General features: G+C 71.8%; 15 protein-coding genes. 12 read left to right on the top strand and 3 right to left on the bottom strand.

Annotated features, from left to right (window positions below):
• The first annotated feature begins 114 nt into the window (after window positions 1-114).
• From ADK57_RS37160 to ADK57_RS37145, 4 genes are all read left to right on the top strand, one after another.
• The gene (locus ADK57_RS37160) at window positions 115-726 is read left to right on the top strand and encodes a response regulator transcription factor (RefSeq protein WP_003948568.1); all 612 of its coding nucleotides are present in this window, start codon (window positions 115-117) and stop codon (window positions 724-726) included.
• A gap of 266 nt (window positions 727-992) precedes the next feature.
• Complete coding sequence (locus tag ADK57_RS37155; RefSeq protein WP_053754091.1) at window positions 993-1,580, top strand: sigma-70 family RNA polymerase sigma factor; 588 nt, start codon at window positions 993-995, stop codon at window positions 1,578-1,580.
• Between the two features lie 175 nt (window positions 1,581-1,755).
• Window positions 1,756-3,264, top strand: a complete 1,509-nt coding sequence (guaB, locus tag ADK57_RS37150; RefSeq protein WP_053754090.1) for an IMP dehydrogenase — start codon at window positions 1,756-1,758, stop codon at window positions 3,262-3,264.
• Between the two features lie 116 nt (window positions 3,265-3,380).
• A complete protein-coding gene (locus ADK57_RS37145) occupies window positions 3,381-4,505 on the top strand; it encodes a GuaB3 family IMP dehydrogenase-related protein (protein WP_053754089.1) in 1,125 nt (374 codons plus the stop codon).
• A gap of 655 nt (window positions 4,506-5,160) precedes the next feature.
• On the opposite strand, the gene ADK57_RS37140 is transcribed toward ADK57_RS37145, so the two are convergent.
• Entirely contained in the window at window positions 5,161-6,369 is a 1,209-nt protein-coding gene (locus ADK57_RS37140; RefSeq protein ID WP_053754088.1) for a nucleotide sugar dehydrogenase, read from the bottom strand.
• A gap of 292 nt (window positions 6,370-6,661) precedes the next feature.
• On the opposite strand from ADK57_RS37140, the gene ADK57_RS37135 reads away from it, so the two are divergent.
• Window positions 6,662-8,368, top strand: a complete 1,707-nt coding sequence (locus ADK57_RS37135; RefSeq protein ID WP_078973549.1) for a glycerol-3-phosphate dehydrogenase/oxidase — start codon at window positions 6,662-6,664, stop codon at window positions 8,366-8,368.
• Window positions 8,369-8,509: 141 nt separating this feature from the next.
• Here ADK57_RS37135 and ADK57_RS37130 read toward each other — a convergent pair whose 3' ends face one another.
• Window positions 8,510-9,553, bottom strand: a complete 1,044-nt coding sequence (locus ADK57_RS37130; RefSeq protein WP_053754086.1) for a serine hydrolase domain-containing protein — start codon at window positions 9,551-9,553, stop codon at window positions 8,510-8,512.
• Window positions 9,554-9,723: 170 nt separating this feature from the next.
• Here ADK57_RS37130 and ADK57_RS37125 point away from each other — a divergent pair, with 170 nt between their 5' ends.
• From ADK57_RS37125 to ADK57_RS37100, 6 genes are all read left to right on the top strand, one after another.
• Window positions 9,724-11,913, top strand: a complete 2,190-nt coding sequence (locus tag ADK57_RS37125) for a serine/threonine-protein kinase (protein ID WP_053754085.1) — start codon at window positions 9,724-9,726, stop codon at window positions 11,911-11,913.
• Between the two features lie 188 nt (window positions 11,914-12,101).
• Entirely contained in the window at window positions 12,102-15,116 is a 3,015-nt protein-coding gene (locus tag ADK57_RS37120) for a protein kinase (protein WP_234390529.1), read from the top strand.
• A gap of 173 nt (window positions 15,117-15,289) precedes the next feature.
• Window positions 15,290-16,987 carry a serine/threonine-protein kinase gene (locus ADK57_RS37115; protein ID WP_053754083.1) on the top strand — a complete coding sequence of 566 codons (1,698 nt, stop codon included), beginning with the start codon at window positions 15,290-15,292 and terminating at the stop codon, window positions 16,985-16,987.
• 81 nt (window positions 16,988-17,068) lie between these two features.
• A complete protein-coding gene (locus ADK57_RS37110) occupies window positions 17,069-18,202 on the top strand; it encodes a serine/threonine-protein kinase (RefSeq protein ID WP_053754082.1) in 1,134 nt (377 codons plus the stop codon).
• A gap of 164 nt (window positions 18,203-18,366) precedes the next feature.
• The gene (locus ADK57_RS37105; RefSeq protein WP_078973548.1) at window positions 18,367-20,010 is read left to right on the top strand and encodes a serine/threonine-protein kinase; all 1,644 of its coding nucleotides are present in this window, start codon (window positions 18,367-18,369) and stop codon (window positions 20,008-20,010) included.
• Between the two features lie 84 nt (window positions 20,011-20,094).
• Window positions 20,095-21,786 (top strand): LamG domain-containing protein, encoded by a 1,692-nt coding sequence (locus ADK57_RS37100; RefSeq protein WP_053754080.1) that lies wholly within the window; start codon window positions 20,095-20,097, stop codon window positions 21,784-21,786.
• A 104-nt stretch (window positions 21,787-21,890) separates the two neighbouring features.
• Here ADK57_RS37100 and ADK57_RS37095 read toward each other — a convergent pair whose 3' ends face one another.
• The gene (locus ADK57_RS37095) at window positions 21,891-23,876 is read right to left on the bottom strand and encodes a glycosyltransferase family 2 protein (protein WP_078973550.1); all 1,986 of its coding nucleotides are present in this window, start codon (window positions 23,874-23,876) and stop codon (window positions 21,891-21,893) included.
• A 349-nt stretch (window positions 23,877-24,225) separates the two neighbouring features.
• Between ADK57_RS37095 and ADK57_RS37090 the strand changes: the two genes are divergently transcribed.
• Window positions 24,226-25,320 (top strand): serine/threonine-protein kinase (locus ADK57_RS37090; RefSeq protein ID WP_159050213.1); only part of this gene is annotated, 1,095 nt, incomplete at its 3' end.

Here is a 25,320-nt window from a genome sequence, read left to right as displayed (position 1 = left end):
GCGGTTGAAACAACAAGGGCTCGGGCAGGCGTCCGAGACGGTCGACCGCACAGGTGACGATTTCGTACCAGCCTGGAGGCTCAAGGTGACGTGCATCAGCTGCGGAGGGCGGCCATGACATCCGTCCTCGTCTGCGACGACTCCCCGCTTGCCCGAGAGGCGCTCCGCCGCGCGGTCGCGACCGTGCCCGGCGTGGAGCGCGTGACGACCGCGGCCAACGGCGAGGAAGTCCTCCGCCGCTGGGGCGCCGACCGCTCGGACCTGATTCTGATGGACGTACGCATGCCCGGTCTGGGCGGCGTCGAGACCGTCCGGCGGCTGCTGTCCGCCGATCCCGGTGCGCGCATCATCATGCTCACCGTCGCCGAGGACCTCGACGGCGTGGCGCTCGCGGTCGCCGCCGGCGCCCGCGGCTACCTGCACAAGGACGCCTCGCGCGCCGAACTGCGCGCCACCGTCACGCAGGCCCTCGCCGACCCGACCTGGCGGCTGGCCCCGCGCCGGCTGCGCTCCGCGGAGATGGGCGCCGCGCCGACGCTCACCGCGCGCGAGATCCAGGTCCTCGAAGGCATGAGCCACGGCCGCTCGAACGCCGAGATCGGCCGTGAGCTGTTCCTCTCGGAGGACACCGTCAAAACGCACGCCCGACGGCTGTTCAAGAAGCTCGGCGCCTCGGACCGCGCGCACGCCGTGGCGCTCGGGTTCCGATGGGGCCTGGTGCGCTAGGTCCTACGCGTGGGTTGTAGCGGGGGTACGGAAATCCCCGCCTACCGCAAGGTGGGCGGGGGTGGCAAAAGGGCCCGCCGGGTGCCCGCTGCTCGTTTCGCCGCGGATGCCGCATCCTTGAGGGTGTGGAGTTCCTCGGGGACGAGTCGATCGAGCGGGAGGGGAGGGCGCAAGGGATGAGTTCCGGCGCACCTGCTCATAACGCTTCGGTGCACAACGACCAGGGCGATGCCACGCATCGGAGGCCGCCAAGGCACCATGGACCGATGCGCGACGACGAGGCGGGCACTGCCCCAGGGGCGATCGGCGGGCTCGTGCATCGCGCCGTCGACGGGGATGAGCAGGCCACACACGACCTGCTCGCCCATGTCCACCCCCTGGCGCTGCGCTACTGCCGCACCCGTCTGTCCCGTCTTCCGGGCGACGCCCGGCACTTCGTCGAGGACCTCGCCCAGGAGGTCTGCGTGGCGGTGCTCCTCGCCCTGCCGCGCTACCGGGACACCGGCCGCCCCTTCGAGGCGTTCGTCTTCGCCATCGCCGCGCACAAGGTCGCCGACCTGCAGCGGGCGGCGATGCGGCACCCCGGCTCGACGGCCGTCCCCTCGGACGAGATGCCGGAACGGCCGGACGACTCGCTCGGCCCGGAGGAGCGGGCGTTGCTCAGCAGCGACGCCGAATGGGCGAAGAAGCTCCTGGCCAACCTGCCCGAGAACCAGCGGGAGCTGCTGCTGCTGCGGATCGCGGTGGGTCTCACGGCCGAGGAGACCGGCCAGATGTTGGGAATGTCACCCGGAGCGGTCCGGGTGGCCCAGCACCGGGCACTGAGCAGGCTGCGGGCGCTGGCCGAGCAGTAGCGCTCCCCCGGGCGCCGCCCCGGATGAACGGGCGTCCGCCGGACATGAACAGGCGTCCGCCGGATTCCGTACGAACCTACGAAGCCCGGAGTCACCCGGAACCGTGGAATTCGGGAGCTGCGCTTCCCGTTAGCATGGACATCCGCACCGATCAAGGCCATTTGGGGAAGGTGTCATGACTGCCAACGTCGACGGAGTGCCCGGAAAATTCGCGACACTCGGGCTGACCTACGACGACGTGCTGCTGCTGCCGGGCCCGTCGGACATGGCACCCGACGAGATCGACACCGCCTCGTACGTCTCCAAGAACGTGCGGGTCAACATCCCGCTCCTGTCCGCCGCCATGGACAAGGTCACCGAGTCGCGCATGGCGATCGCGATGGCCCGCCAGGGCGGCGTCGGCGTTCTGCACCGCAACCTCTCCATCGAGGACCAGGCCAACCAGGTCGACCTGGTGAAGCGCTCCGAGTCCGGCATGGTGGCCGACCCGATCACGGTCCACCCGGACGCCACGCTCGCCGAGGCCGACGCGCTGTGCGCGAAGTTCCGCATCAGCGGCGTGCCGGTCACCGACCCGGGCAAGAAGCTGCTCGGCATCGTCACCAACCGTGACATGGCCTTCGAGACCGACCGCACCCGCCGGGTCCGTGAGGTCATGACGCCGATGCCGCTGGTCACCGGCAAGGTCGGCATCTCCGGCGTCGAGGCCATGGAGCTGCTGCGCAAGCACAAGATCGAGAAGCTTCCGCTGGTCGACGACGAGGGCGTCCTCAAGGGTCTGATCACGGTCAAGGACTTCGTCAAGGCGGAGAAGTACCCGCACGCAGCGAAGGACGGCGAGGGCCGTCTCCTCGTCGGCGCCGCGGTCGGCGTGGCCGGTGACGCCTTCGAGCGTGCCCAGGCCCTGATCGAGGCGGGCGTCGACTTCATCGTCGTCGACACCGCGCACGGCCACTCCCGCCTGGTCGGCGACATGGTCGCCAAGATCAAGTCGAACTCCTCGGGCGTCGACGTCATCGGCGGCAACATCGCCACCCGTGACGGCGCCAAGGCCCTCATCGACGCCGGTGTCGACGGCATCAAGGTCGGCGTCGGCCCCGGCTCCATCTGTACGACCCGGGTGGTCGCCGGCATCGGCGTCCCCCAGGTCACCGCCATCTACGAGGCTTCGCTGGCCGCCAAGGAGGCCGGTGTCCCGGTCATCGGCGACGGCGGCCTCCAGTACTCCGGCGACATCGCCAAGGCCCTGGTCGCGGGTGCCGACACGGTGATGCTCGGCTCGCTGCTCGCGGGCTGCGAGGAGTCGCCGGGCGAGCTGATGTTCATCAACGGCAAGCAGTTCAAGTCGTACCGCGGCATGGGCTCCCTGGGCGCCATGCAGTCCCGCGGCGACCGCAAGTCCTTCTCCAAGGACCGCTACTTCCAGGAGGGTGTCGCCTCCGACGAGCAGCTCGTCCCCGAGGGCATCGAGGGCCAGGTGCCCTACCGCGGCCCCCTCTCCTCGGTCGTCCACCAGCTGGTCGGCGGCCTGCGGCAGTCGATGTTCTACGTCGGCGGCCGGACCGTCCCCGACCTCCAGGACAACGGCCGGTTCGTCCGGATCACCTCGGCGGGCCTCAAGGAGAGCCACCCGCACGACATCCAGATGACGGTCGAGGCACCGAACTACAGCCGTAGCAAGTGACGGCCACGCGCGCGTGAGACGTACCGAGGGCGGCCCCGGAGCATCCGGGGCCGCCCTTGTCGTGCCCGTCGGCGATACTGGAAGACGCTGAAACGCATCAGGGAAAGGCCACACACGTGACTGAGATCGAGATCGGGCGCGGCAAGCGCGGCCGCCGGGCGTACGCCTTCGACGACATCGCCGTCGTCCCCAGCCGCCGTACGCGGGACCCGAAGGAGGTCTCGATCGCCTGGCAGATCGACGCCTACCGTTTCGAGCTGCCCTTCTTGGCCGCCCCCATGGACTCGGTCGTCTCCCCGGCCACCGCGATCCGCATCGGCGAGCTCGGCGGCCTCGGCGTGCTGAACCTCGAGGGCCTGTGGACGCGGCACGAGGACCCGCAGCCGCTGCTGGACGAGATCGCCCAGCTGGACGTGGACAACGCGACCCGCCGCCTCCAGGAGATCTACGCCGCTCCCATCAAGGAGGAGCTGATCGGGCAGCGCCTCAAGGAGGTGCGCGACTCGGGCGTGGTCACCGCCGCCGCGCTCTCCCCGCAGCGCACCGCCCAGTTCTCCAAGGCGGTCGTGGACGCGGGCGTCGACATCTTCGTCATCCGCGGTACGACGGTCTCGGCGGAGCACGTCTCCGGCTCGCACGAGCCGCTGAACCTGAAGCAGTTCATCTACGAGCTCGACGTCCCGGTGATCGTCGGCGGCTGCGCCACGTACACCGCGGCCCTGCACCTGATGCGCACCGGCGCGGCCGGCGTCCTGGTCGGCTTCGGCGGCGGCGCGGCGCACACCACGCGCAATGTGCTCGGCATCCAGGTCCCGATGGCGACGGCCGTCGCCGACGTGGCGGCTGCCCGCCGTGACTACATGGACGAGTCCGGCGGCCGGTACGTGCACGTGATCGCCGACGGCGGCGTCGGCTGGTCCGGCGACCTGCCCAAGGCGATCGCCTGCGGCGCCGACGCGGTGATGATGGGCTCGCCGCTGGCCCGCGCCACGGACGCGCCCGGCAAGGGCCACCACTGGGGCATGGAGGCCGTCAACGAGGAGCTGCCGCGCGGCAAGAAGGTCGACCTCGGCACGGTCGGCACCATCGAGGAGGTCCTCACCGGCCCGTCCCACACGCCGGACGGCTCGATGAACTTCTTCGGGGCGCTGCGGCGGGCGATGGCCACGACCGGGTACAGCGAGCTGAAGGAGTTCCAGCGCGTCGAGGTGACGGTGGCGGACTCGGTGCATCGGCGGTAGTTCGCGTAGTCCCCGTAGTCCGTTTCCGTAGTCCCCGTTGTACGTGAAGGGGCCGGTTGTCTCACCTGGGTGAGGTGACCGGTCCCTTTGCGTGTCCGGGGGGCCTGCGGGGGCGCGTGACGCGGGGTGCGGGCGCACGGTTGCCTTCGGGGTGAATTCGGGCTGGTCAGCGGGGTCGCGGCGGTAGCGTTCTCGTCGGCGCCCCAGTTCTGTGGGGTGCCCCCTTCCAAGGACAAGGTTCCGGACCCCGGCCCTCGGGGCCCGGCCCGAGTTCCAACGTGCCGCCTACCGGGTCAATGGGTGGCGTCGTGGAAGGGGGCGCCTATGGGTCGCCACCGCAAGCCCACCCGCTGGGACCGGATCCGTCTGCGGATGGTGAAGTACCGGAGGAGGTGGATCTTGCGGATTCACGGACGGTGAGCGGCCGCCCCCAACCAGAATGGGGGCGGACACCCGTAACCCGTCAGGAGCCTGCCGCAGTACCCGCTGCGGTGGGCTCCGCCTTTTGTACGGTACCGGATCCGCCATGGAGCGGCGCGGCACCGGATTTGGGACCCCGCCGCCGGGTCGACGGGCTCCGCTCTCGTACGTTACCGATGCGAGAGAGCCCCGCGCCACCAGCTCAGGAGCCCGGTGCCGTACCGCGCGCCCCCCTTCACAACCGATGCGCCGCCCCCGTAGGCGTGGCCCCCCGCGTGTCCAGCAGCAGCTGGGCCTTCACCGACAGGCCCTGGAGGTCGTACGTGCGGTGGTTCTGGAGGAGGATCGTGAGGTCGGCGTCGGCAGCGGCCTCGTAGAGGGAGTCCGCGCGGGGGACCGGGCGGCCCAGGACGTTCCAGGACGGGATGTGCGGGTCGTGGTAGCTGACGGAGGCGCCGAGCTCCATCAGGCGGGTCGCGATCTCCTGGGCGGGGGCGGACTGCTGGTCGGCGAGGTCGGGCTTGTAGGTGACGCCGAGGAGGAGGACGCGGGCGCCGCGCGCGGACTTGCCGTGCTCGTTGAGGAGGGTGGCGGCGCGCTGGATGACGTAACGCGGCATCTGGTGGTTGACCTGCTGGGCGAGTTCGACCATGCGCAGGGTGCGGCCGGCGTGACCGGTCAGGTCCTGGGGGACTGCGTGGCCGCCGACGCCGGGGCCGGGCCGGAAGGCCTGGAAGCCGAACGGCTTGGTCTCCGCGCAGCGGATGACGTCCCAGAGGTCGACGCCCAAGTCGTGGCACAGGACGGCCATTTCGTTGACGAGGGCGATGTTGACGTGCCGGTAGTTCGTCTCCAGGAGCTGCACGGTCTCCGCTTCGCGTAGTCCACGCGCGCGTACCACCTTGTCGGTGAGACGGCCGTAGAAGGCGGCGGCGGACTCGGTGCAGGCGGGGCTGAGGCCGCCGATCACCTTGGGGGTGCCGGCGGGGGTGAAGTCGCGATTGCCCGGGTCGACACGGCTGGGGGAGTAGGCGAGGTGGAAGTCGCGGCCCGCGCGCAGCCCGGAGCCCTCTTCGAGGAGGGGGCGCAGGAAGTCCTCCGTGGTGCCCGGCTGGACGGGTGACTCCAGGATGACCGTGGTGTGCGGGCGCAGGTGTGCCGCCAGGGTGCGGGCGGCCGCCTCCACCTGGCCGAGGTCGAGCCCGCCGTCCGCGCCCCGTGGGGTGGGGGCGCAGATGACCGCGGTGCGCACCCGGCCGAGTTCGGCGGGGGAGCTGGTCGGCCGGAAGCCCCCCGAGAGCATCCGGCGCAGTTCGGCGGGGCTGAGGGAACCCGGCTCGGGGCCGGTGCGGTAGCCGAGCGTGGGGATGCCGGCGGCGACGGCGGCCTGGGCCAGGGGCAGTCCGTAGGGGCCGAGTCCGATGACGGCGAGATCTGCGGGCATGGCGTGGGCCGTCCTTCCCAGTAACCGAAGCGGGACAGGTGCGCAAGCCCTGTGGACAGGATGGGCGAGCGCAATGTCAGACTAGGAGTAAATATGACCGATTTACGGGATTGATTACGTGTGTCTTTGTGTTGGTCCGTGAGCGTTGTTCCGTGCGTCCGTGAAAGTTGTCCACAGGCTGGGGGCCACTGGTGGCTGGACTTGGGCAAGCCGGTCAGAATTTGGGCATGGGGGATACGAACCGGGCCACTCCTCAGGGGTGAACCGCCACGACCGACAGCGGGAGGCAGCGGTGAGGACAGCGACACTGGGCCCGGCGCAACGCGCCGAGTCACTCGCATCAATGGCCGAGCGTGAGTTGGACGTGCTGGTGGTGGGCGCGGGAGTGGTCGGCGCGGGCACCGCGCTCGACGCCGTGACCCGTGGCCTGTCCGTGGGCCTGGTCGAGGCGCGTGACTGGGCGTCGGGCACGTCGAGCAGGTCCAGCAAGCTGATCCACGGCGGTCTGCGTTATCTCGAGATGCTCGACTTCGCCCTCGTGCGCGAGGCGCTGAAGGAGCGGGGCCTGCTGCTGGAGCGACTGGCGCCGCATCTGGTGAAGCCGGTGCCGTTCCTGTACCCGCTTCAGCACAGGGGCTGGGAGCGCCTGTACGCCGGGTCGGGTGTCGCCCTCTATGACGGCATGTCGATGGCTCGAGGGCGCGGCCGGGGTCTGCCCCTGCACCGGCACCTGAGCCGCCGTCACGCCCTGCGGGTGGCGCCCGCCTTGAAGAAGGACGCGCTGGTGGGGGCGTTGCAGTACTACGACGCCCAGATGGACGACGCCCGCTTCGTGGCGACTTTGGTGCGTACGTCGGCTGCGTACGGGGCGAAGGTCGCCAACCGCGCGCGGGTGACCGGCTTTCTGCGCGAGGGCGAGCGCGTGGTCGGCGCCCGGGTGCAGGACGTCGAGGCGGGCGGGGAGTACGAGGTCCGCGCCAAGCAGATCGTGAACGCGACCGGTGTGTGGACCGACGACACCCAGGCGATGGTGGGCGAGCGCGGGCAGTTCCACGTCCGGGCGTCCAAGGGCATCCACCTCGTCGTGCCCAAGGACCGGATCACCTCGTCGAGCGGCCTGATCCTGCGCACCGAGAAGTCCGTTCTGTTCGTCATCCCGTGGGGCCGCCATTGGATCATCGGTACGACGGACACCGACTGGGACCTCGACAAGGCGCACCCGGCGGCGTCCAGCGCCGACATCGACTATCTCCTCGAGCGCGTCAACTCGGTGCTCTCGGTACCGCTGACCAGGGACGACGTCCAGGGTGTGTACGCGGGCCTGAGGCCCCTGCTGGCCGGCGAGTCGGACGCCACCAGCAAGCTGTCGCGCGAGCACACCGTGGCGCATCCGGCGCCGGGGCTCGTCGTGGTGGCCGGCGGCAAGTACACGACGTACCGGGTGATGGCCAAGGACGCGGTGGACGAGGCGGTGCACGGACTCGACACGCGGGTCGCCGAGTGTGTCACCGAGGACGTCCCGCTTCTCGGCGCCGAGGGATATCGGGCGTTGTGGAACGCGCGAGCGCGGATCGCCGCGCGGACCGGCCTGCACGTGGTGCGCGTGGAACACCTGCTGAACCGGTACGGCGCGATGGCCGAGGAGGTGCTCGACCTCATCGCCTCGGACACCTCGCTCGGCGAGCCCCTGCAGGCGGCCGACGACTATCTGCGCGCCGAGATCGTGTACGCCGCCTCGCACGAAGGGGCGCGGCATCTGGACGACGTGCTGACCCGGCGCACCCGCATCTCCATCGAGACCTTCGACCGGGGCACCCGCAGCGCTCGCGAGGCCGCCGAGCTGATGGCGCCGGTGCTCGGCTGGGACAAGGACCACATCGAGCGCGAGGTCGAGCACTACGAGAAGCGGGTGGAGGCGGAGCGGGAGTCGCAGCGGCAGCCGGATGACCTGACGGCGGACGCGGCGCGGTTGGGTGCGCCGGACATCGTGCCGTTGTAGGGCTTTCCGGCTTCCGGCTTCCGGCTTCCGGCCTCGGGCTTCCGGCTTTCCGGGTGGGGTGGCCGAGCGTCGGCGGCAGGTGGCCGAACGTCACTCGAACGAGTGTCGCGAGCCGGGATCTTCGTTCGAAACCCGGCCGTTCTACGAGGTGCGGGGGCAGAACTCGGCGGCGAGCAACCGGGGTTCGAGGCCGGGATCTGCAATCGCCGTCGTGTTCACGCGGAATGTGAGGACGCGGCGGCCGCCCACCGTGGCTGCGGTGCGCACGTAGCTGCCGGTGATGCGGCCGTTGTGCCCCCACACCGTCGTGCCGCACGGCAGCTTCACCGGGAACAGACCCATGCCGTACGAGCCGTGTGCGGTGCGGGTGTCGAGCATCTCGCGCAGCCGGCGCGGGGGCAGGAGCCGGCCGCCGAGCAGGGCGGCGTAGAAGCGGTCCAGGTCGGCGAGCGTGGTCACCAGCTCGCCCGCGGCGCCGGCCACCCGCGGGTCGAGTTCGGTGACGTCGGTTCCGTCGGCCGCGTAGGCGCGGCCGTGCGGGGAGGGGAGAGTCGTGCGGGAGCCGGGGAAGGAGGTGCCCGTCAGACCCAGCGGAGCGATGACGCGGCGCTCGGCCTCGGTGGCGTACGAGTGGCCGGTGACCTGCTCGACGACCATGCCGAGCAGGACGTAGTTGGTGTTCGAGTAGGAGAAGCGGCCGGGGTCGGCCAGGGGGTGGGTGAGTGCGATGCGCACGGCTTGAAGAGGGGTGACGGGGACGTCGCCGCCGGTGTCCGCGGTGAAGTCGTACAGGCCGCTGGTGTGGGTGAGCAGGGCGCGCAGGGTCAGCGCGCGGCCGTCGTTGCCGGCTCCCCGCACCAGGCCGGGCAGGTGCTGCTCCACGGTGTCGGACAGTTTCAGGCGGTGTTCGGCGGCCAGCTGCAGGACGACCGTCGCGATGAAGGTCTTCGTGATGCTGCCGGCGCGGAAGTGCTCGGCACGGGCGATGCCCTGACCGCTCTGGACATACCGGGTGCCGGTTTCCTCGCGGGCCAGCAGGGCCGCGGCCGGGGTGCCACCCCGTTTGACCAGCAGCGGAAGGACCCCGTCCGTGGGCGGGACGGTGGGTGCCGAGGAAGCGGCCGGGGCCAGGGCGAGGAGCGCCAGGCACACGGCCACGGCCGACAGCGTCCGAAGCGGTGGCATCAAGCGGGTCCTCCCTCGTCGGAGCCCATCATGCAGGGCGGCGGAACAGGAGCTTCACCGGGACCCCGTGCGGAGGGCTGCCGGTGCCGTCAGGGGCACCCTGGGCGTCAGGCACTTGTCGGGTGAGGGACAATGGAGGCTCTGTCAGGGCGGGTTGTATGAGGGGACGCATGTCGGAGGCGGAGCGGGCGGGGACATCCCGTCAGGAGACTCGTCAGGACAACCACGAGCGTCTCCTCGCAGGGCGGTACCGGCTGGGAGGTGTACTCGGTCGCGGCGGCATGGGCACGGTGTGGCGTGCCGAGGACGAGACCCTGGGCCGGACGGTGGCCGTCAAGGAACTGCGGTTCCCGTCCAACATCGACGAGGACGAGAAGCGGCGGCTGATCACGCGCACGCTGCGCGAGGCCAAGGCGATCGCGCGGATCCGCAACAACAGCGCGGTGACGGTCTTCGACGTGGTCGACGAGGACGACCGGCCGTGGATCGTGATGGAGCTCGTCGAGGGCAAGTCGCTCGCCGAGGTCATCCGGGAGGACGGTCTCCTGGAGCCCGGGCGCGCGGCGGAGGTCGGTCTGGCGATCCTCGACGTGCTGCGGTCCGCGCACCGCGAGGGCATCCTGCACCGTGACGTGAAGCCGTCGAACGTGCTGATCTCCGAGGACGGCCGGGTCGTGCTCACCGACTTCGGCATCGCCCAGGTCGAGGGCGACCCGTCCATCACCTCGACCGGCATGCTCGTCGGCGCGCCCTCCTACATCTCCCCGGAGCGGGCCCGCGGGCACAAGCCGGGACCGGCGGCCGACCTCTGGTCGCTGGGCGGGCTGCTGTACGCGTCGGTCGAGGGAGCGCCGCCGTACGACAAGGGGTCGGCGATCGCGACCCTGACCGCGGTGATGACCGAGCCACTGGAGGAGCCGAAGAACGCCGGGCCGCTGAAGGACGTCATCTACGGCCTGCTCAACAAGGATCCCGCCAAGCGGCTCGACGTCGCGGGCGCGCGGGCGATGCTCAACGCCGTGATCCACGCGCCCGAGCCGAAGAAGTCCGAGCCGGAGCCGGAGCCGGACGCGACGAAGGTCGTGCCGCTGCCCCCGCAGCCCGATGAGCGGGCGGACCGGGGCAAGCGGGGCGAGGAGGCCGGCGAGCGGTTGCGCGGGGCCTTGCGGTCCGTGCGGAAGGCCGCCGGTGCGGCGGGTGCCGCGGCTTCTTCCGCGGCCGCGTCCCGGACCAAGTCCGGTGAGGGTACGGCCACTTCGGGCTCGGGTGGCAGCGGTACGGCTGCCTCTGGATCCGGTGGTGGTGCGTCGGGTACGTCGGGATCCGGAGCGGGTGGCCGTACCGCGGACTCCGGGGCCGGGGGCGGTACGGGTGCGTCGGGTGCCGGTAGGGCCGGCGTCTCGGGGAAGGCCGCGTCGAGTGGGGCCGCGGGATCGGGCCCGGCTTCCGCCGGGGTGCCCGGGCCTCGTGACCGGGGTGCGGGTGCACAGGGAACCGCTGCGGCCGCGGGAGGCGCGGGTGCCAACGCGTCGACGGACGGGCGTAGTTCCGGGTGGCCCGTGATGACGCCACCGGATCTTCCGCCGCGGCCCGTGCCGAGGGCGCCGCTCACCGATGTGGTGCCGCGGCGGACGCTGGTGATCATCGCGGTGGTCGTGGCGCTCGCCGTGATCGGCACCGTGCTGGCCCTCACCTTCGGTGACGACGGGGGCTCGGACGGGGCCAAGAGCGGTGGCAGCAAGGTGTCGGCCAGTGCGAGCGCGAGTGCCGACACCAAGGAGGACGAGAGCGGCGGTACGCGTACGGACGGCTCGGCGACCGAGTCCGCGGCAACGGGTTCGGGGTCCGGGAACACGCCGAGCGCCGACGCGAGTGCGTCCGGCGGCAGTGGCTCGGACGACGGCTCTTCCGGTTCCGGTGACGGCAACGCGGCGGAGACGACGTACAAGGGGAGCCAGGGGTACTCGATAGGGCTGCCCGAAGGGTGGAAGTACCAGTCGACGGGGGCGGCGGGAGACCGTTTCGCCGGGCCCGACGGGCAGAAGCTGCTCGTGGCCTGGACCTCCACGCCGAAGGGCGACCCCGTGGCGGACTGGGAGAGCCAGGAGAGCTACATGACGCGCTCTCAGTACAAGAGGATCCGCATAGAGAAGGTGGACTACCGCAGCTGGAACACGGCCGACTGGGAGTTCACCTACTCGGAGGGCGGCACGAAGTACCGGACGATCGACCGCGGCTTCGTCGTCAACAGCCATCTCGGATATGCCCTGATGTACACGGCGAAAGACGCGAAGTGGGACAGCACGCTGCGCAAGGACACGTGGAAGACGCTGGCGGACACGTTCGAACCGAAGTCGTAAGGCGACGCGAGGTGTGATCGACACCTTGTTCGGTTTTCTGTTTGAGGCGTGAGATCTGGCATCCCCTCTTTGCGAGTTGCCTCCGGCACGTATCGTGAGTGCTTGCGGACCGTACGCATCCAGGTATGCACACAGAACGGGCCGCGAGGCGAACGGAATTGACCAACCGGGCGGCCGGGGGAGGCAACGTGGACGACTATGCGGGACGGGTACTCGCCGACCGCTACCGCCTGCCGCTGCCGCCCTCCGACGAGTACGAACTCACCGAGACCCGCGCCTTCGACACCTACAGCGGGCAGGAAGTCCTGGTCAGGCAGGTGCCGTTGCCCGAGGTCGTCGAGGCTGAGGTGCTCGACGCGGAAGGGCTGCCGGACGGGTTCACGGCGCGGGAACCGCGGGCGGCCCGGGAGCGGGGGGCGCGGCGTGCTCCGGCGGGTGCGGCGGCGCGGCGGCCGGCTGATCCGGCCGTGCGGCGGGCCGTCGAGGCCGCGCAGGCGGCGGCCCGGATTCCCGATCACCCTCGGCTCGACCAGGTCTTCGACGTGTTCGCCGACGGCGGTTCGCTGTGGATAGTCAGCGAGTTGGTGCCCGCGCGGCCGCTGGCGGCGCTGCTCGCGGAGAAGCCGCTCACGCCGTACCGGGCGGCCGAGGTCGCCTCCGACGTCCTCATGGCGCTGCGGGTGCTGCACGCGCACGGCTGGGTGCACCGGAACATCACCGCCCGCACGGTGCTCGTCTGCGACGACGGCCGCGTGATGCTGACCGGGCTCGCGGTCGGCGCGGCGGAGGAAGCGCTGTGCGGGTACGACCCGGTGCCGGCCGAGGCGGCCGAATGGGGAGCCGGGGGCGGGGAGTTCGGTGACGGGGCGGGGCCCGGGGGCCCTGGTGGGTCAGGTGGGCCACCGGCGGCTGGTGGGCCTGGGGGCACGGGTGGATTTGGACGTGTGGGCGGTGCCGGGACCGCCGGGGGCATCGGCGGTGTAGGCGAACCTGGTCGTGGCGGTGGTGCCGGTAATGCCGGTCGGCCCCGTGGAGTCGGCGGAGCCGGTGTGGCTGCGGGGCCCGGTGGTGCGCATGGCTCCAGCGGTGCCGTTGGTGTCCATCGAGCTGCTGGTGGCAGTGGCAGTGGCAGTGGCAGCGGTGGCTTCGGTGGTGTCGACCCCGAGGCTGCTCGGCGGGCCGCCATCGAGGCGCGGGAGGCCGGAGGACTGCCGGTTCCCGCAGCGGAGCCGGGGAACGCGAACGGGGCGGGAACCTCGGCCGCGGTCGCCCGCAGGGACGCCGACGGCGGTACGGACGTCAGGGCGGCGCGAGCCGGGGCGATCGCCGCGTATCGCGCGGGGGCTCGGGCCGCTGCCCGGGTCCAGGAGGCTCAGCAGAGCGGGCGGGCGGCACTGCCCGGAGCTCGCCCCGCGCCCGAGGGTGACCCGGCAGCACACGCCAACGGCTCGGCGGAGCCGCCGTATCCCACGGCCAACGGTGCCCAGCAGCCGCCGTATCCCGCGGCGAACGGTGGGCAGTCGCCGCCGTCCACCTACCCCGCCGCCGACGGTGCCCAGCAGCCGCCGTACCCCGCGCCGAACGGCGGGCAGGATCCGGCCGGGGGCGTTGCGCCGGGCCAGATAGCCGACCCCTATGGGGTGAGTGCCTCGTCCTGGCATGGGGCCGCGCCTCGTGGCGGGGTCGGCGGGATCGCGGCGTCGCCCGGTGCGACGCCCGGCGTCGGCGCGTCGCCCGCCGGGGGTGTTCCGTCCGCGGGTCGTGGCGTGACCGCACATGGTGTCCCGGCCCCGTCGGCCTACGGCGTCCCGGCCCCGGGCTCTCACGGCTCGCCCGCTCCCGCGCTGCCCGGTGCCGCCACTCCGCCGCTGCCCGGTGCGTCTGCTCCGCCGCCCGGCCGTTGGGGCGATCCGGCCGCCGGCGCGCCCCTGCGGCGGGGGCCGGCCACCGCGTTGGCTGCTGAGCGGGCTCGGCAGGCGCGGATGGCCGTGGTGGGGCCGGTGACGGAGCGGTGGGCGCCGGAGCAGGCCGGACCCGTGCATGAGAACTGGCAGTTGGCGGCGCCGATCGGGCCGCAGACCGACCTGTGGGCGCTCGGGGCGTTGCTGTTCAGGGCGGTACAGGGGCATGCGCCGTATCCGGAGGAGTCGACGGCCGAGCTGGTGCAGTTGGTGTGTGCGGAGCCGCCCGCGTTCGCCGAGGAGTGCGGGCCGCTCAGGCCCGTCGTCGAGTCGCTGCTGCGGCAGGACCCGACCGAGCGGCTGGACTTCGAGGAGCTGCGCGGCTGGCTGCGTTCGTTGGTGCGTTCGGCGCCCGAGCCGGAGGCCGGCGCGCACGTCGTCGCCGCGCCGCCCGCCGACACCAGCCGGCTGCCTGTCGTACGCCGTCGGGGCGAGCTGGTGCGCAGGCGGCGCGCCGGGCTGCCCGCGACGAGTGCGCACGGGCGGCACAAGCGGGCACGGGAGGAGGCCCGTTCGCCGCGGAGGCTCGGGCGGACCCTGCTTCTGCTGATCCTGCTCGTGCTGGCCGGGGCGATCGCGTACGCCATGTACTTCATGCCGAAGGCGGACCCGAACGACCAGGGCGCCGGGGACCGGACCGGGTCCGCCGGTGAGGCGAGCCAGGCACCCGAGCAGTCACCGGAGGCGAGCAGCGAGCCGCGGCCCGACCAGACCTCGCCCGGGTCGTCCGAGGGCAGTCCCTCGACGTCCGCCGGTTCCACGCAGACGCAGACCGACGGGCCCGAGGTCGCCGACGGCTTCACCCTGCGCAAGGACACGGCGGGCTTCCGGGTCGCCGTCGCCGACGGCTGGGAGCGCACGGCGGAGAACGGTCGCGGGCAGGTCGTGTACGCGCACGGGAACTTCGAGCTGATCGTCGTGCCTGGGCGGGACAGCGCGGCCGAGGACGGCAGCGATCCCATGGTGTACCAGCGGGAGAAGGAGGCCGAGCTGCAGCCGTACCGGGACTCCAGCTGGGCCACCGCGACCGGGCTGAAGACGATCCAGGTGGGCGGGCGGACCATGGCCGAGGGGCAGTTCACCTGGACCGGCGACGACGGGCGTGAGCTGTTCGTGCGCAATCTCGCGATGCTGGTCGACGGGAAGTACCACGTGGTGCAGGTACGCGGCCCGGAGGCTGAGCGGGACGAGGTGACACGGCTCTACGAGCAGGCGGCACAGACGTATCAGGCCACCGGCTGAACCGGAGCACGTGAGGCGGAGGGGACGTCTCCGTTTGCCCGTTGGTTTACTTTCGTCTCCCGAAGCGACAACCGTCACAGTGCGGTCACCGTGACGCCCCCCAGGTTCCTTTAGGCGCGGGCCGGTCCTTAGTCTGACCCTGTCAAGAGCAATTGCGGGGCAACGTGAATCAGATGCAGGGCCAGCTCCTAGCGGGGCGCTACCGGCTCGCCGACCCGATAGGCAAGGGCGGCATGGGCCAGGTTTGGCGTGCCCACGACGAGGTGCTGCACAGGACCGTCGCGATCAAGGAGCTGACCGCCGCGCTCTACGTGTCCGAGAGCGACCGGACCGTCCTCCTCGCCCGCACCCGGGCGGAGGCGCGCGCGGCCGCCCGGATCAACCACTCCGCCGTCGTCACCGTGCACGACGTGCTCGACCACGACGGCCGGCCCTGGATCGTGATGGAGCTGGTCGAGGGCCACTCGCTGGCCGACGCGGTCAAGGAACAGGGCCGGGTCGAACCGCGGGAGGCCGCCCGTATCGGACTGTGGGTGCTGCGGGCGCTGCGCGCCGCGCACTCCGCCGGCGTCCTGCACCGCGACGTGAAGCCCGGCAACGTCCTGCTCGGCCGGGACGGCCGCGTCCTGCTCACCGACTTCGGCATCGCGCAGGTGGAGGGCGACACCGCCATCACCCGTACGGGAGAGATCGTCGGCTCGGTCGACTACCTCGCCCCCGAGCGGATCCGCGGCCACGACCCGGGTGCCTCCTCCGACCTGTGGGCGCTCGGCGCCACGCTGTACACGGCGGTCGAGGGCAGGTCGCCGTTCCGCCGCACCACGCCCCTGACCACCATGCAGGCGGTCGTCGACGAGGAGCCCACCGAGGCGCGGTACGCCGGCCCGCTCGGGCCCGTCATCACCGCGCTGCTGCACAAGGACCCGGCCGTACGACCCGGCGCGGCCGAGGCCGAGCAGATGCTCGCCGAGGCGGCGGAGGGGCGGCGGCCGAGCGCGGCGCAGCTGTACGTTCAGACGCAGCACGTGGGGGCGGGGCAGGGATACGGGTACGGCACGGGGGGCCACACCGGCGCCCCCACCGGGGCGCACGGTGGGGCAAGCACACCGGTCACCGGCACGCCGTACCCCGCTTCGACCGGCACGCCGTACCCTCCTGCGGCCGGTCCGACGGTCGTCGGCGGCCCGGCGCACCCCGCCGCCCGGCCGTCGCCCAAGCGCCGCCGGCTGCGCACCCTCGCGCTCATCGTCGCCCTCGCCGCGATCATCGGCGGGAGTACGGCCGTGGTCGTGCAGCGATGGGATGAGGGGCGGCAGCAGGAGTCCGGCGCCGGGACGTCCGCCGCGCCCGGCCCCACGGACACCGGCGACACGGGCACGGCCTCTCCGCCGAGCTCCGTTCCGGACAACTGGGTGCCCGTCGACGATCCCGCGGGGTTCAGCCTCTCCCTGCCCAAGGGCTGGAAGCGGTCGGTCTTCAGCAACAAGGACGGCATCCAGCAGATCGACTACTCACCCGACGGCGGCGAGCACTTCGTCCGTATCGCCGTCGACGCATCGCCGGACTTCAGCGACCCGCACCTGCACCAGATCGACCTGGAGGAGCAGGTCGATGGGCTGGCCGACTACTACCGGGTGAGGCTGGAGAAGAACGTCTACCGCGACCGCGACGGCTCCCTGTGGGAGTACACGTGGACCGCGCAGGCCAAGGACTCGCCGTTCCCCGGGCCGCGCCGGGCCATCGACGAGACGTACCTGGCCCGGGACGGCGTCGAGTACGCCATCTACATGTCGTCGCCGGCCAAGAGCTGGGCGAAGACACGCAAGCAGTTCACGGCGGTGCTGCAGGGGTGGCGGCCGGGGAGCGGCTGACGCACGCCTGGCTTGTGCCCGACGGGGAATGGCCGGTCGCCGACCCGGAAGGGATCCGTCCGGTGCGGCATCATGAGGCGCATGGGGACCGAGGGGGACAACGTCCGTGTGATCGCGGGCCGCTACCGGCTCGAGGAGCGGCTCGGGCGCGGGGGCATGGGGGTCGTCTGGCGGGCGACCGACCGGCTGCTCGGCCGGCAGGTGGCGGTCAAGGAACTCCCCCTGGACGACACGCTCTCCGCGGACGAGGCCCGTCGGCAGCGTGAACGCACCCTGCGCGAGGCGCGTGCGGTCGCGCAGCTGGGCCACCCGCACGTCATCGTCGTCCACGACGTGGTCGAGGACGACGAACGCCCATACATCGTCATGGAGTTGATCGACGGCGGCTCGCTCGCCGACCGGATCGCGGAGCGCGGCCCGGTCGACGTCGCGGAGGCCGCCAGGATCGGCATCGCGCTGCTGGGCGCGCTGCGCTCCGCGCACGCGGCGGGGGTTCTGCACCGTGACATCAAGCCGGCGAACGTCCTGTTGGAGGAGGGCCGCGGCCGTGTCGTCCTCACCGACTTCGGTGTCGCCCAGGTCGCCGGTGCCAGCACGCTCACCGAGACCGGGTCGTTCGTCGGCTCGCCCGAGTACACCGCGCCCGAGCGGATGTCCGGGGCGGGGACCGGGCCCGCGTCCGACCTGTGGTCGCTGGGCGCGCTGCTGTGCACCGCCCTGAGCGGCGAATCGCCCTTCCGGCGCGACTCGTTGGGCGGCATCCTGCACGCGGTCGTCTCCGCGGAGATTCGGCCGCCCGCGCAGGCCGCGCCGATCCTGCCCGTCGTACGGGGCCTGCTCGAACGCGATCCCGGGCGGCGGCTCGACGCGGGGGCGGCGGAGCGGATGCTGCGGGACTTCCTGGACACGGGCCGTACGCCGGAAGGACTGGGCGCGGGGGAGCGGCACGGGTACTCCATGCGCAGCGTTCTGGTCACCGCGTTCCTGGTCACCGCGATGGCGGGAGCGGGCGTGTCCGCGGCGGCGCTGCTCATGGACCGGGACGGCGGCGGGGGTGTGGTGCCCACGAGTTCGGCGCCGGAGACCGCTTCCGGCACGCGGGACACGCCTCGCACGCCGAGCAGCGCGACGCATCCGAGTGCGTCCCCCTCGCCCAGCCTCTCCACCTCTGTCCCCGCCTCTGTCTCCGGCACCACCGGACGAAACACCGGATGAGACGCCGCACGAAACACCGGATGAGACACCGGATGAGACGCCGGACGAAACACCGGACGAAATACGGGGTAAAGGGGAGATAAGTAACAACCTGAGTCACGGGTCTGTGACCGGAAAGCGCCAGAGGTGGAAGCGGAAGCACCTGGCGCGATATGGATGGACCCATGAGCAGCAACGGGGGAGCCCCTTACGGGTCCGACGAGCCAACGAGTTTCGGTCTGCAACCGCCGGAACCGCGCGCGGCGGTGCCGCAGCCCAACAACCCTTACGCGGCGCCCACTCAGGTCGTTCCGCCGCAGCCCCAGGCCGTCCAGGATCCCGGCGCCGGTCGGCTGATCGGCGGTCGTTACCGGCTGCTCGCCAAGCTCGGGCACGGCGGCATGGGCACGGTGTGGCGGGCCAAGGACGAGACGGTGGACCGCGAGGTCGCCGTCAAGGAGCCGCGGATCCCGGACCACCTTCCCGAACGCGAACGAGCCAACGCCTTCGAGCGCATGCGCAGGGAGGCCCGCGCCGCGGCCCGGCTCGACCACCCCGCTGTCGTGAACGTGCACGACGTGGCGGTCGTGGACGGCCAGCCGTGGATCGTGATGGAGCTGGTGCAGGGCCGGTCGCTGGGCGACGCGTTGCAGGAGGGCACCCTCGGGGCCCGCGACGCGGCGAGAATCGGCCTCGAAGTGCTGGGCGCGCTGGAGGCCGCGCACGCCGCCGGCATCCTGCACCGTGACGTCAAGCCGGACAACGTCCTGCTCGGCCGGCACGACCGGGTCGTCCTCACCGACTTCGGCATCGCCCAGATCGAGGGCGAGACCAACCTGACCGACACCGGGGGCTTCGTCGGTTCGCCCGAATACATCGCGCCGGAGCGGGTGTTGGGCCAGCGCCCCGGTCCGGCCAGCGACCTGTGGTCCCTCGGCGTGGTCCTGTACGCGGCGACGGAGGGCGTCTCCCCGTTCCGCCGCAGCAACACCCCGGCGACCCTTCAGTCCGTCCTCAACGCGGCACCCGCGCCGCCCGCCTCGGCGCAGGGTCCGCTCGCCGAGGCCATCAACGGCCTGCTCCAGAAGGACCCGGCCCGCCGGCCGAACGCCGCCCAGGTCCGCGACCTGCTGGAACGCACCGCGAACCCGCCGGCCGCCGCTCCCACCCAGGTCGTCCAGGTCACCGGCGGTCCCGCGACGGCGGGCGGCATCCGCCTCGGCCGCAAGACCCTGCTCGGCCTCGGCGCGGCGGTCGTCGCGGCGGCGGTGGCGGCGTACGTACTGATCGCGGATCCGTTCGCGGGGCCGCTGCCGGACGGCTGGAAGACGGTTGCCGCCCAGGACGTCGCGGCGACCCTGGCGGTGCCCAAGGGGTACAAGGAGTCCGGGCCCGACCGGAAGACCGACAAGGGCCACTGGGTCACGTACACCGACCAGAGCGGTGCCATCTACATCGGCCTCAGGCTCGACAAGAAGGCCGAGGACCCGAGCAACACCATCGCGGACTCCGCGGCCGCCGAGATGTACGACGACGACGCCGAGTTCAAGGAGAGCGGCAGCTACGAACTCGAGATGCCCGAAGGGCCGAAGACCACGCCCGAGCAGACGACGTACCAGGGCAAGAAGGCCGCGGAGAACAAGGTCGTCTACGACACGACCGACACCCAGAACCCCCGCCCCCGCGAGCTGCGGATCTTCTACTACAAGACCGCCGCCGGTGACATGTACAAGCTCTCCGTCAGCTACCCGGGCAAGGGCGACTTCACGGAGCGCGGGCGCGAGGTGGCCAGGACGGCGATCGCGAACCTGGAGATCGACAAGCTCTGAGGCGCAGCCGTCACGCAGCTCAATTCCCTTGTCAGTGGCGGCGGTTAAGGTCATTCTCCTCTGGGACCAATCTTGGGGGGAACCTTGAACCAGTACGTGTGGGCGCGCGCCGCGATGGTGTGCGCCGCCGTGGGACTCGGCGTCGCCGGGCCGGCCGGTGCGGCCGCCGCGGCCGACGACGAGGCGCCGCAGGCTCCGGTCGTCACGTCGCAGGAGTATCCGGACGACGACAACTGGCACGACGGAGTGGGCAGTTACGGAACGTTCCTGATCGACTCTGCGTCCGACGACGTGGTGACCTACCGCTACGAGTGGCTCGGCGGCCTGCCGCAGACCCTCACGGCGCCCGAGCCCGGCGCCCCGGTGTCGCTGCGCTGGATGCCGGAGAAGGAGGGGCCCACCTACCTTCAGGTCCAGGCGATCGACGCCGCGGGCAACGTCAGTGCCAGGACGACCCACTACGTCCGGGTCCAGGACGGCCGCGCGGCCGTGGCCCACTGGGACCCGGACGACCAGTCCGGCGCGGTCACCGGACCCGGCGTCACCCTCGGCGCCTCCGGCCCGTCCGGCACCGGCATCGCCTCGGCCGCCGCCTTCGACGGCACGGAGGAGGCGTACGCGGCCCTCGACCCGTCGGTGGACTCCGCGCAGAACTTCTCGGTCGACGCCTGGGTGCGGCCGGACGAGCTCTCGGCCGGTTCCACCGCCGTGAGCCAGGCGGGCTTCTCACTGGGCACGGTGGACGGCTCGACGGGCGACCCCGTCTGGTCCTTCACGCTCCCGACCGCGGACGGCGGCACGGTCCGCCTCAGCGGCGGCGCCCCGGAGCCGGGCGAATGGGCGCACCTCGTCGGTGTGTACGACGCCGAGCGGGACACGGCCAAGCTGTACGTCGACGGAGTGCTCACGGGCACGGCCGAGGACGCCGTCGCGGCGGGCGGCGCCGGAACGCTCCGCCTCGGCGCCGACGGGCACGGCGGCCACTGGCAGGGGCTGCTCACCGATGTGAACGTCTGGGACCGCGTGTTCGTGCCCGGGGAGATCACGGCCACGGCGAATCGCGCCGCCCAGCGCCTGGGCTACTGGGACCTGGAGACGGCGGCCGACGGCAAGAGCCCGGCGTACGCGGGCGGCGCACCGCTCACCCTGGCGGGCGACGCGTCGGTCTACGCGGTCGACGACGACTGCACCTGGGACCCCGACTGCACGCCGGCGTACCCCCTGGTGGGCAACGGCGACCTGCTCCTCGACGGCGACGGCGACTACGCCACCACGCCCACCGCGGTCACCCCGACCGACGCCGGCTTCTCGGTGGCCGCCCATGTGCGCCTCGACGAGGACTCCGCCACCCGTGACATGACGGTGCTGTCCCAGCCGGGCGAGCACACCGACCTGCTCACTCTCAGCTACGTCGCGGCCTCGCAGACCTGGCGGGCCGTGGTGGCCCACGAGGACCGGGCCGACGCGCCGACCACGACGGTCAGCGCACCCGTCGATCTGAACGCCCCCGCGGGCGACCAGTTCCTCGCCGTGGTCTACGACGAGAAGACCGACGAACTGCGGCTCTACGTCGGTGACGTGTACGCCGCCGACACCGCGAGCGTGGCGGGCGCCGACACCTGGACGCCGGCAGGTGCCCTCCAGATCGGCCGCACCCTCACCGCGGACGGCGGCACGGAGCACCTCGCAGGAGAGGTCGACGAGATCCACACGTACGCTGGTGTGGTCAGCGGCACGCAGCTCGCCATGTTGAGACTGGGCGGAAGCGACGTCTGACGCCCAAGCCGGTCGGGCGGCACGGCCCAGTGGTGTGCCGTGCCGCCCGAACGAGGACCGCACCGCCGCACCGCCGCACCGGCAAGGACGCGCCGCCGCACGCGTCATCGCAGCTTGCCGGTGACCGCCTTCACCAGCGCCGTCTTCTCCACCCGCAACGCGAACCGCTCGTCCGCACCCGGCGACGGCTTCGCGTACCAGGGCAGGCCGCGGCGGCGCCACTTGGCCGTGGGGGAGTTCTTCGGCAGGGCCGGAAGGGGCACCGACCAGTCGGCCAGGTGGAGTTGGCCGGTCCACAGGCCGGGGGGCAGGTCGGGGACCTGGACGCGGGCGGTGAAGAGGTCGGAGTGCGGGGCGCGTACCGCGGGAAAGGTGGCCGTCACACCCGTGTCGCTGGTGAGCGCGACGGTCAGGTCGCCGTCGGGGTACGCGTCGAACCTGCTCTGCCCGCTGATCACCAGTTCGGTGGGGAAGCTCGCCGACCAGCGGACCGGGTCGAGGCGCAGGCACGAGGTCACCTTGTGCTTCTGCTCGCCGAGGTCGAGTGTGAGGTTGCCGTACGGCTTGGTGGTGTAGAGGGTGACCGCGCGGAGGCGACCGGCCGTGGCCACGACGCGGGTGCGGGCCGCCGCGGAGACGGTGCCGGCCCGCTTGCTGCCGATGCGGACCTCGCGCGACAGGCCCTGGGCGCCGACGGCGAGGGAGATGTCCCACAGGCCGTCGGTCAGCGGGATGCCGTCGGGGGCGGTGGCGGTGTCGACCTTCGCGTCGAACCCGGCGTGGTCGTAGGAGAGGCGTCCCGCATCCTCACCGGCACCGAGGCCCGGCGTCGCGGTGTGCGTGACGGGCAGCCGGAACTCCTGCTTGCTGTCGCGCTCGCGCAGGACGAGTTCGGTGGTGACGTCCTCGGTCTCCACGCCGTGGAGGTAGGCGTGGCCCGTCAGGCGCAGGGTGCTGCCGCGCAGTTCGGCCCGGCCGACGTGGTGGCGGATGCTCAGCGTGTCCGTGACGTCGTAGCAGCTGTCCGGGACGGCGCGGGCGGGGTCGCGGAGGAAGGGGTAGCGGGCGTAGGCGCGGCCGTTCTCGACGAGGAGCGGTGTCGAGAGGTTGCTCGCCGCCGACTTCTCCTGGAAGCGGACCAGTTCGAGCACCTCGTCCAGCATCCGGTGCCGTACGAGATGCAGTCGCAGCCGGGCCGCCGCCGACAGGTGATCGTTCATCCCCTCGTGCCACAGGGAGGCGGTCACCTCGGCGAGGAGGGCGAGGAACTTCTCCTGTTCCGGGCGCGGCTCGTGCACCAGGTGCTCGAGGAAGAACCCCACTTCGACGGTCAGGTGCCGGTGGGCCAGGTGGTCGCGGCCGGGTCCGGGCGGCACGTTCTCGAGGAGCATGTCGGCCACGCGCGGGATGAACTTCACGCGGGACTCCATGTCCGCGGTCGCCGTGCTGCCGTCGTCGCGGCTGACCCAGTAGATGCAGTCGTAGTCGGCGACTACGGATATGCCCGACGCGTTGATGTAGGCCGGACCCATGAACAACTGGTCCTCGCCGTACCGCAGATCCGTCGCGAACCGCAGTCCGAGCCGCTCCACCAGGCTCCGGCGGATCAGCTTCATCGGGTTGAGCGTCCAGTACACCCGAGAGGAGAACACATCCGTCTTCGGCTGGTTCTTCCGGAACATCGACTTGGGCGCCGCACGCCCCCCGATGCCGACCGTCTTCCCCAGGACGATGTCCGTGCCGTTCTCCTCGGCCATCGCGACCATGCGCTCCAGGGCCTCCGGCCCCAGGTGGCCGTCGTCGGCGTCGAGGAAGAGGACGTACTCTCCCCGGGCGTGGTCGAGCCCCTTGTTGCGAGGGGCCGACGGGCCGCCGGAGTTCTCCTGGTGGACCATCCGCAGCAGCCCCGGGTGGAGCTCGGACAGCCGGTCGAGTTCCTTCGCCGTGTCGTCGGTCGATCCGTCGCGGACGACGATGACCTCCAGCACGTCCCGGCCGATGGTCTGTTCGGCGACGGACGTGATGCAGCGGGTCAGATGAGGCATCGCGTTGTAGGCAGCGATGATCACCGAAACAGTGGGGTCGGCCATCGTCACGCTCTCCATGGCAGAACGGGGCACGCCCCGGCTTCATGGACGGCCCCAACTGTCGTTGCGCGGCCCCGGTTTGCTCTGGGGAAGGTGCCGAAAGGAGTTGTGAAGATACCATGTGCCACCCATGAGTGTCCGGTGTTCAGGCGTTGAAACGCCTTGATCGGAACACGATGGGGAGCACGTACGAGGGGCACCCGACTTGTCCGGCGTTTGCGCTCATATTGCGTTCCGGAACGCCGCGGGCGAAGGGTGAGGGAGGTGACGTGCCCCACGGTGAGTCCCGTCGCCCACCGCGCCTGGCTGGGCCGCGTCGACAAGCAGCCGCCCCGCACGGTACTCATGGGGCATGAGCAACGACGGTGGCTCCGGAGGCGGCAAGGGCCGGATAGTCGGCGGGCGTTACCGGCTGGTCGAGCGGATCGGGTCCGGCGGGATGGGCACCGTATGGCGGGCCCATGACGAGCTGGTCGAGCGGGAGGTCGCCGTCAAGCAACCGCGGTTGCCCTGGGACCCCGAGAGCGAGAGCCACCAGCGGGCCGCGCACCGCCTCTACCGCGAGGCTCGCGCCGCCGCCCGCGTCGACCATCCCTCCGCCGTCTCCATCCATGACGTCGTGGTGGAGGAAGAGGACGGACTGCCCTGGATCGTCATGGAGCTGGTCCGTGGCGAGTCGCTGCACGAAGTGCTGCAGCGCGGGCCCGTCGAACCCGCCGAGTCCGCCCGTATCGGCCTCGCCGTTCTCGGCGCCCTGCGCGCCGCGCACTCCGTCGGCATCGTGCACCGGGACGTCAAGCCCGCGAACGTCCTGCTCGGCCCGCACCGCCGGGTGGTTCTCACCGACTTCGGCATCGCGCACATCCAGGGCGAGGAATCCCTCACCGTCAGCGGGGAGTTCGTCGGCTCGCTGGAGTTCATCGCGCCCGAGCGGATGTCCGGCCGGGGCGCCGCCGGCCCCGCCTCCGACCTGTGGTCCCTGGGTGTGCTGCTGTACGCCGCCGTGGAGGGCTGGTCCCCCTTCCGCCGTACGACTCTGGAGTCCACCCTCGCCGCGATCCTCGCCGCCGACACCCCCGAGCCGAAGCAGGCCGGACCGCTCGGGCCGCTCGTCGTACGGCTGCTGGAGAAGGACCCCGAGCGGCGTCCGGGCGCTGCGGAGGTCGCCGCGGTGCTGGAGGCGGTGGCGGAGGGGTGGCCGGTGCCGGGGCCCTCCGGGGAGGGCGAACAGGACGCCTCTGGGCTCAGGGAGTTGGCGGAGGACGTCGGGACGGCGCGGCTGGGGAAGGCCGTACGGCCGCCTGATCCGAAGCCCGAACCACGCGCACCCGAATCTCCCGAACCCGAACCCGAACCCGCAGCCGGATCCCCCGCACCCGGATCCCCCGAACTCGAACCCGCACCCGCTTCCCCCGCATCCGAATCCCCCGAACCCGCACTCGAATCG

It is taken from the genome of Streptomyces sp. MMG1533, assembly GCF_001279775.1.
Lineage (GTDB): Bacteria > Actinomycetota > Actinomycetes > Streptomycetales > Streptomycetaceae > Streptomyces.
The sequence above is the reverse complement of the archived record's forward strand: the minus strand, read 5'-3'. Positions and strand labels throughout refer to the sequence as shown.

Coding starts and splice junctions, on each gene's coding strand:
- ADK57_RS37160 (WP_003948568.1), top strand. CDS start 115: ATGACATCCGTCCTCGTCTGCGACGACTCCCCGCTTGCCCGAGAGGCG.
- ADK57_RS37155 (WP_053754091.1), top strand. CDS start 993: ATGCGCGACGACGAGGCGGGCACTGCCCCAGGGGCGATCGGCGGGCTC.
- guaB (WP_053754090.1), top strand. CDS start 1,756: ATGACTGCCAACGTCGACGGAGTGCCCGGAAAATTCGCGACACTCGGG.
- ADK57_RS37140 (WP_053754088.1), bottom strand. CDS start 6,369: ATGCCCGCAGATCTCGCCGTCATCGGACTCGGCCCCTACGGACTGCCC.
- ADK57_RS37130 (WP_053754086.1), bottom strand. CDS start 9,553: ATGCCACCGCTTCGGACGCTGTCGGCCGTGGCCGTGTGCCTGGCGCTC.
- ADK57_RS37125 (WP_053754085.1), top strand. CDS start 9,724: ATGTCGGAGGCGGAGCGGGCGGGGACATCCCGTCAGGAGACTCGTCAG.
- ADK57_RS37115 (WP_053754083.1), top strand. CDS start 15,290: ATGCAGGGCCAGCTCCTAGCGGGGCGCTACCGGCTCGCCGACCCGATA.
- ADK57_RS37110 (WP_053754082.1), top strand. CDS start 17,069: ATGGGGACCGAGGGGGACAACGTCCGTGTGATCGCGGGCCGCTACCGG.
- ADK57_RS37105 (WP_078973548.1), top strand. CDS start 18,367: ATGAGCAGCAACGGGGGAGCCCCTTACGGGTCCGACGAGCCAACGAGT.
- ADK57_RS37095 (WP_078973550.1), bottom strand. CDS start 23,876: ATGGCCGACCCCACTGTTTCGGTGATCATCGCTGCCTACAACGCGATG.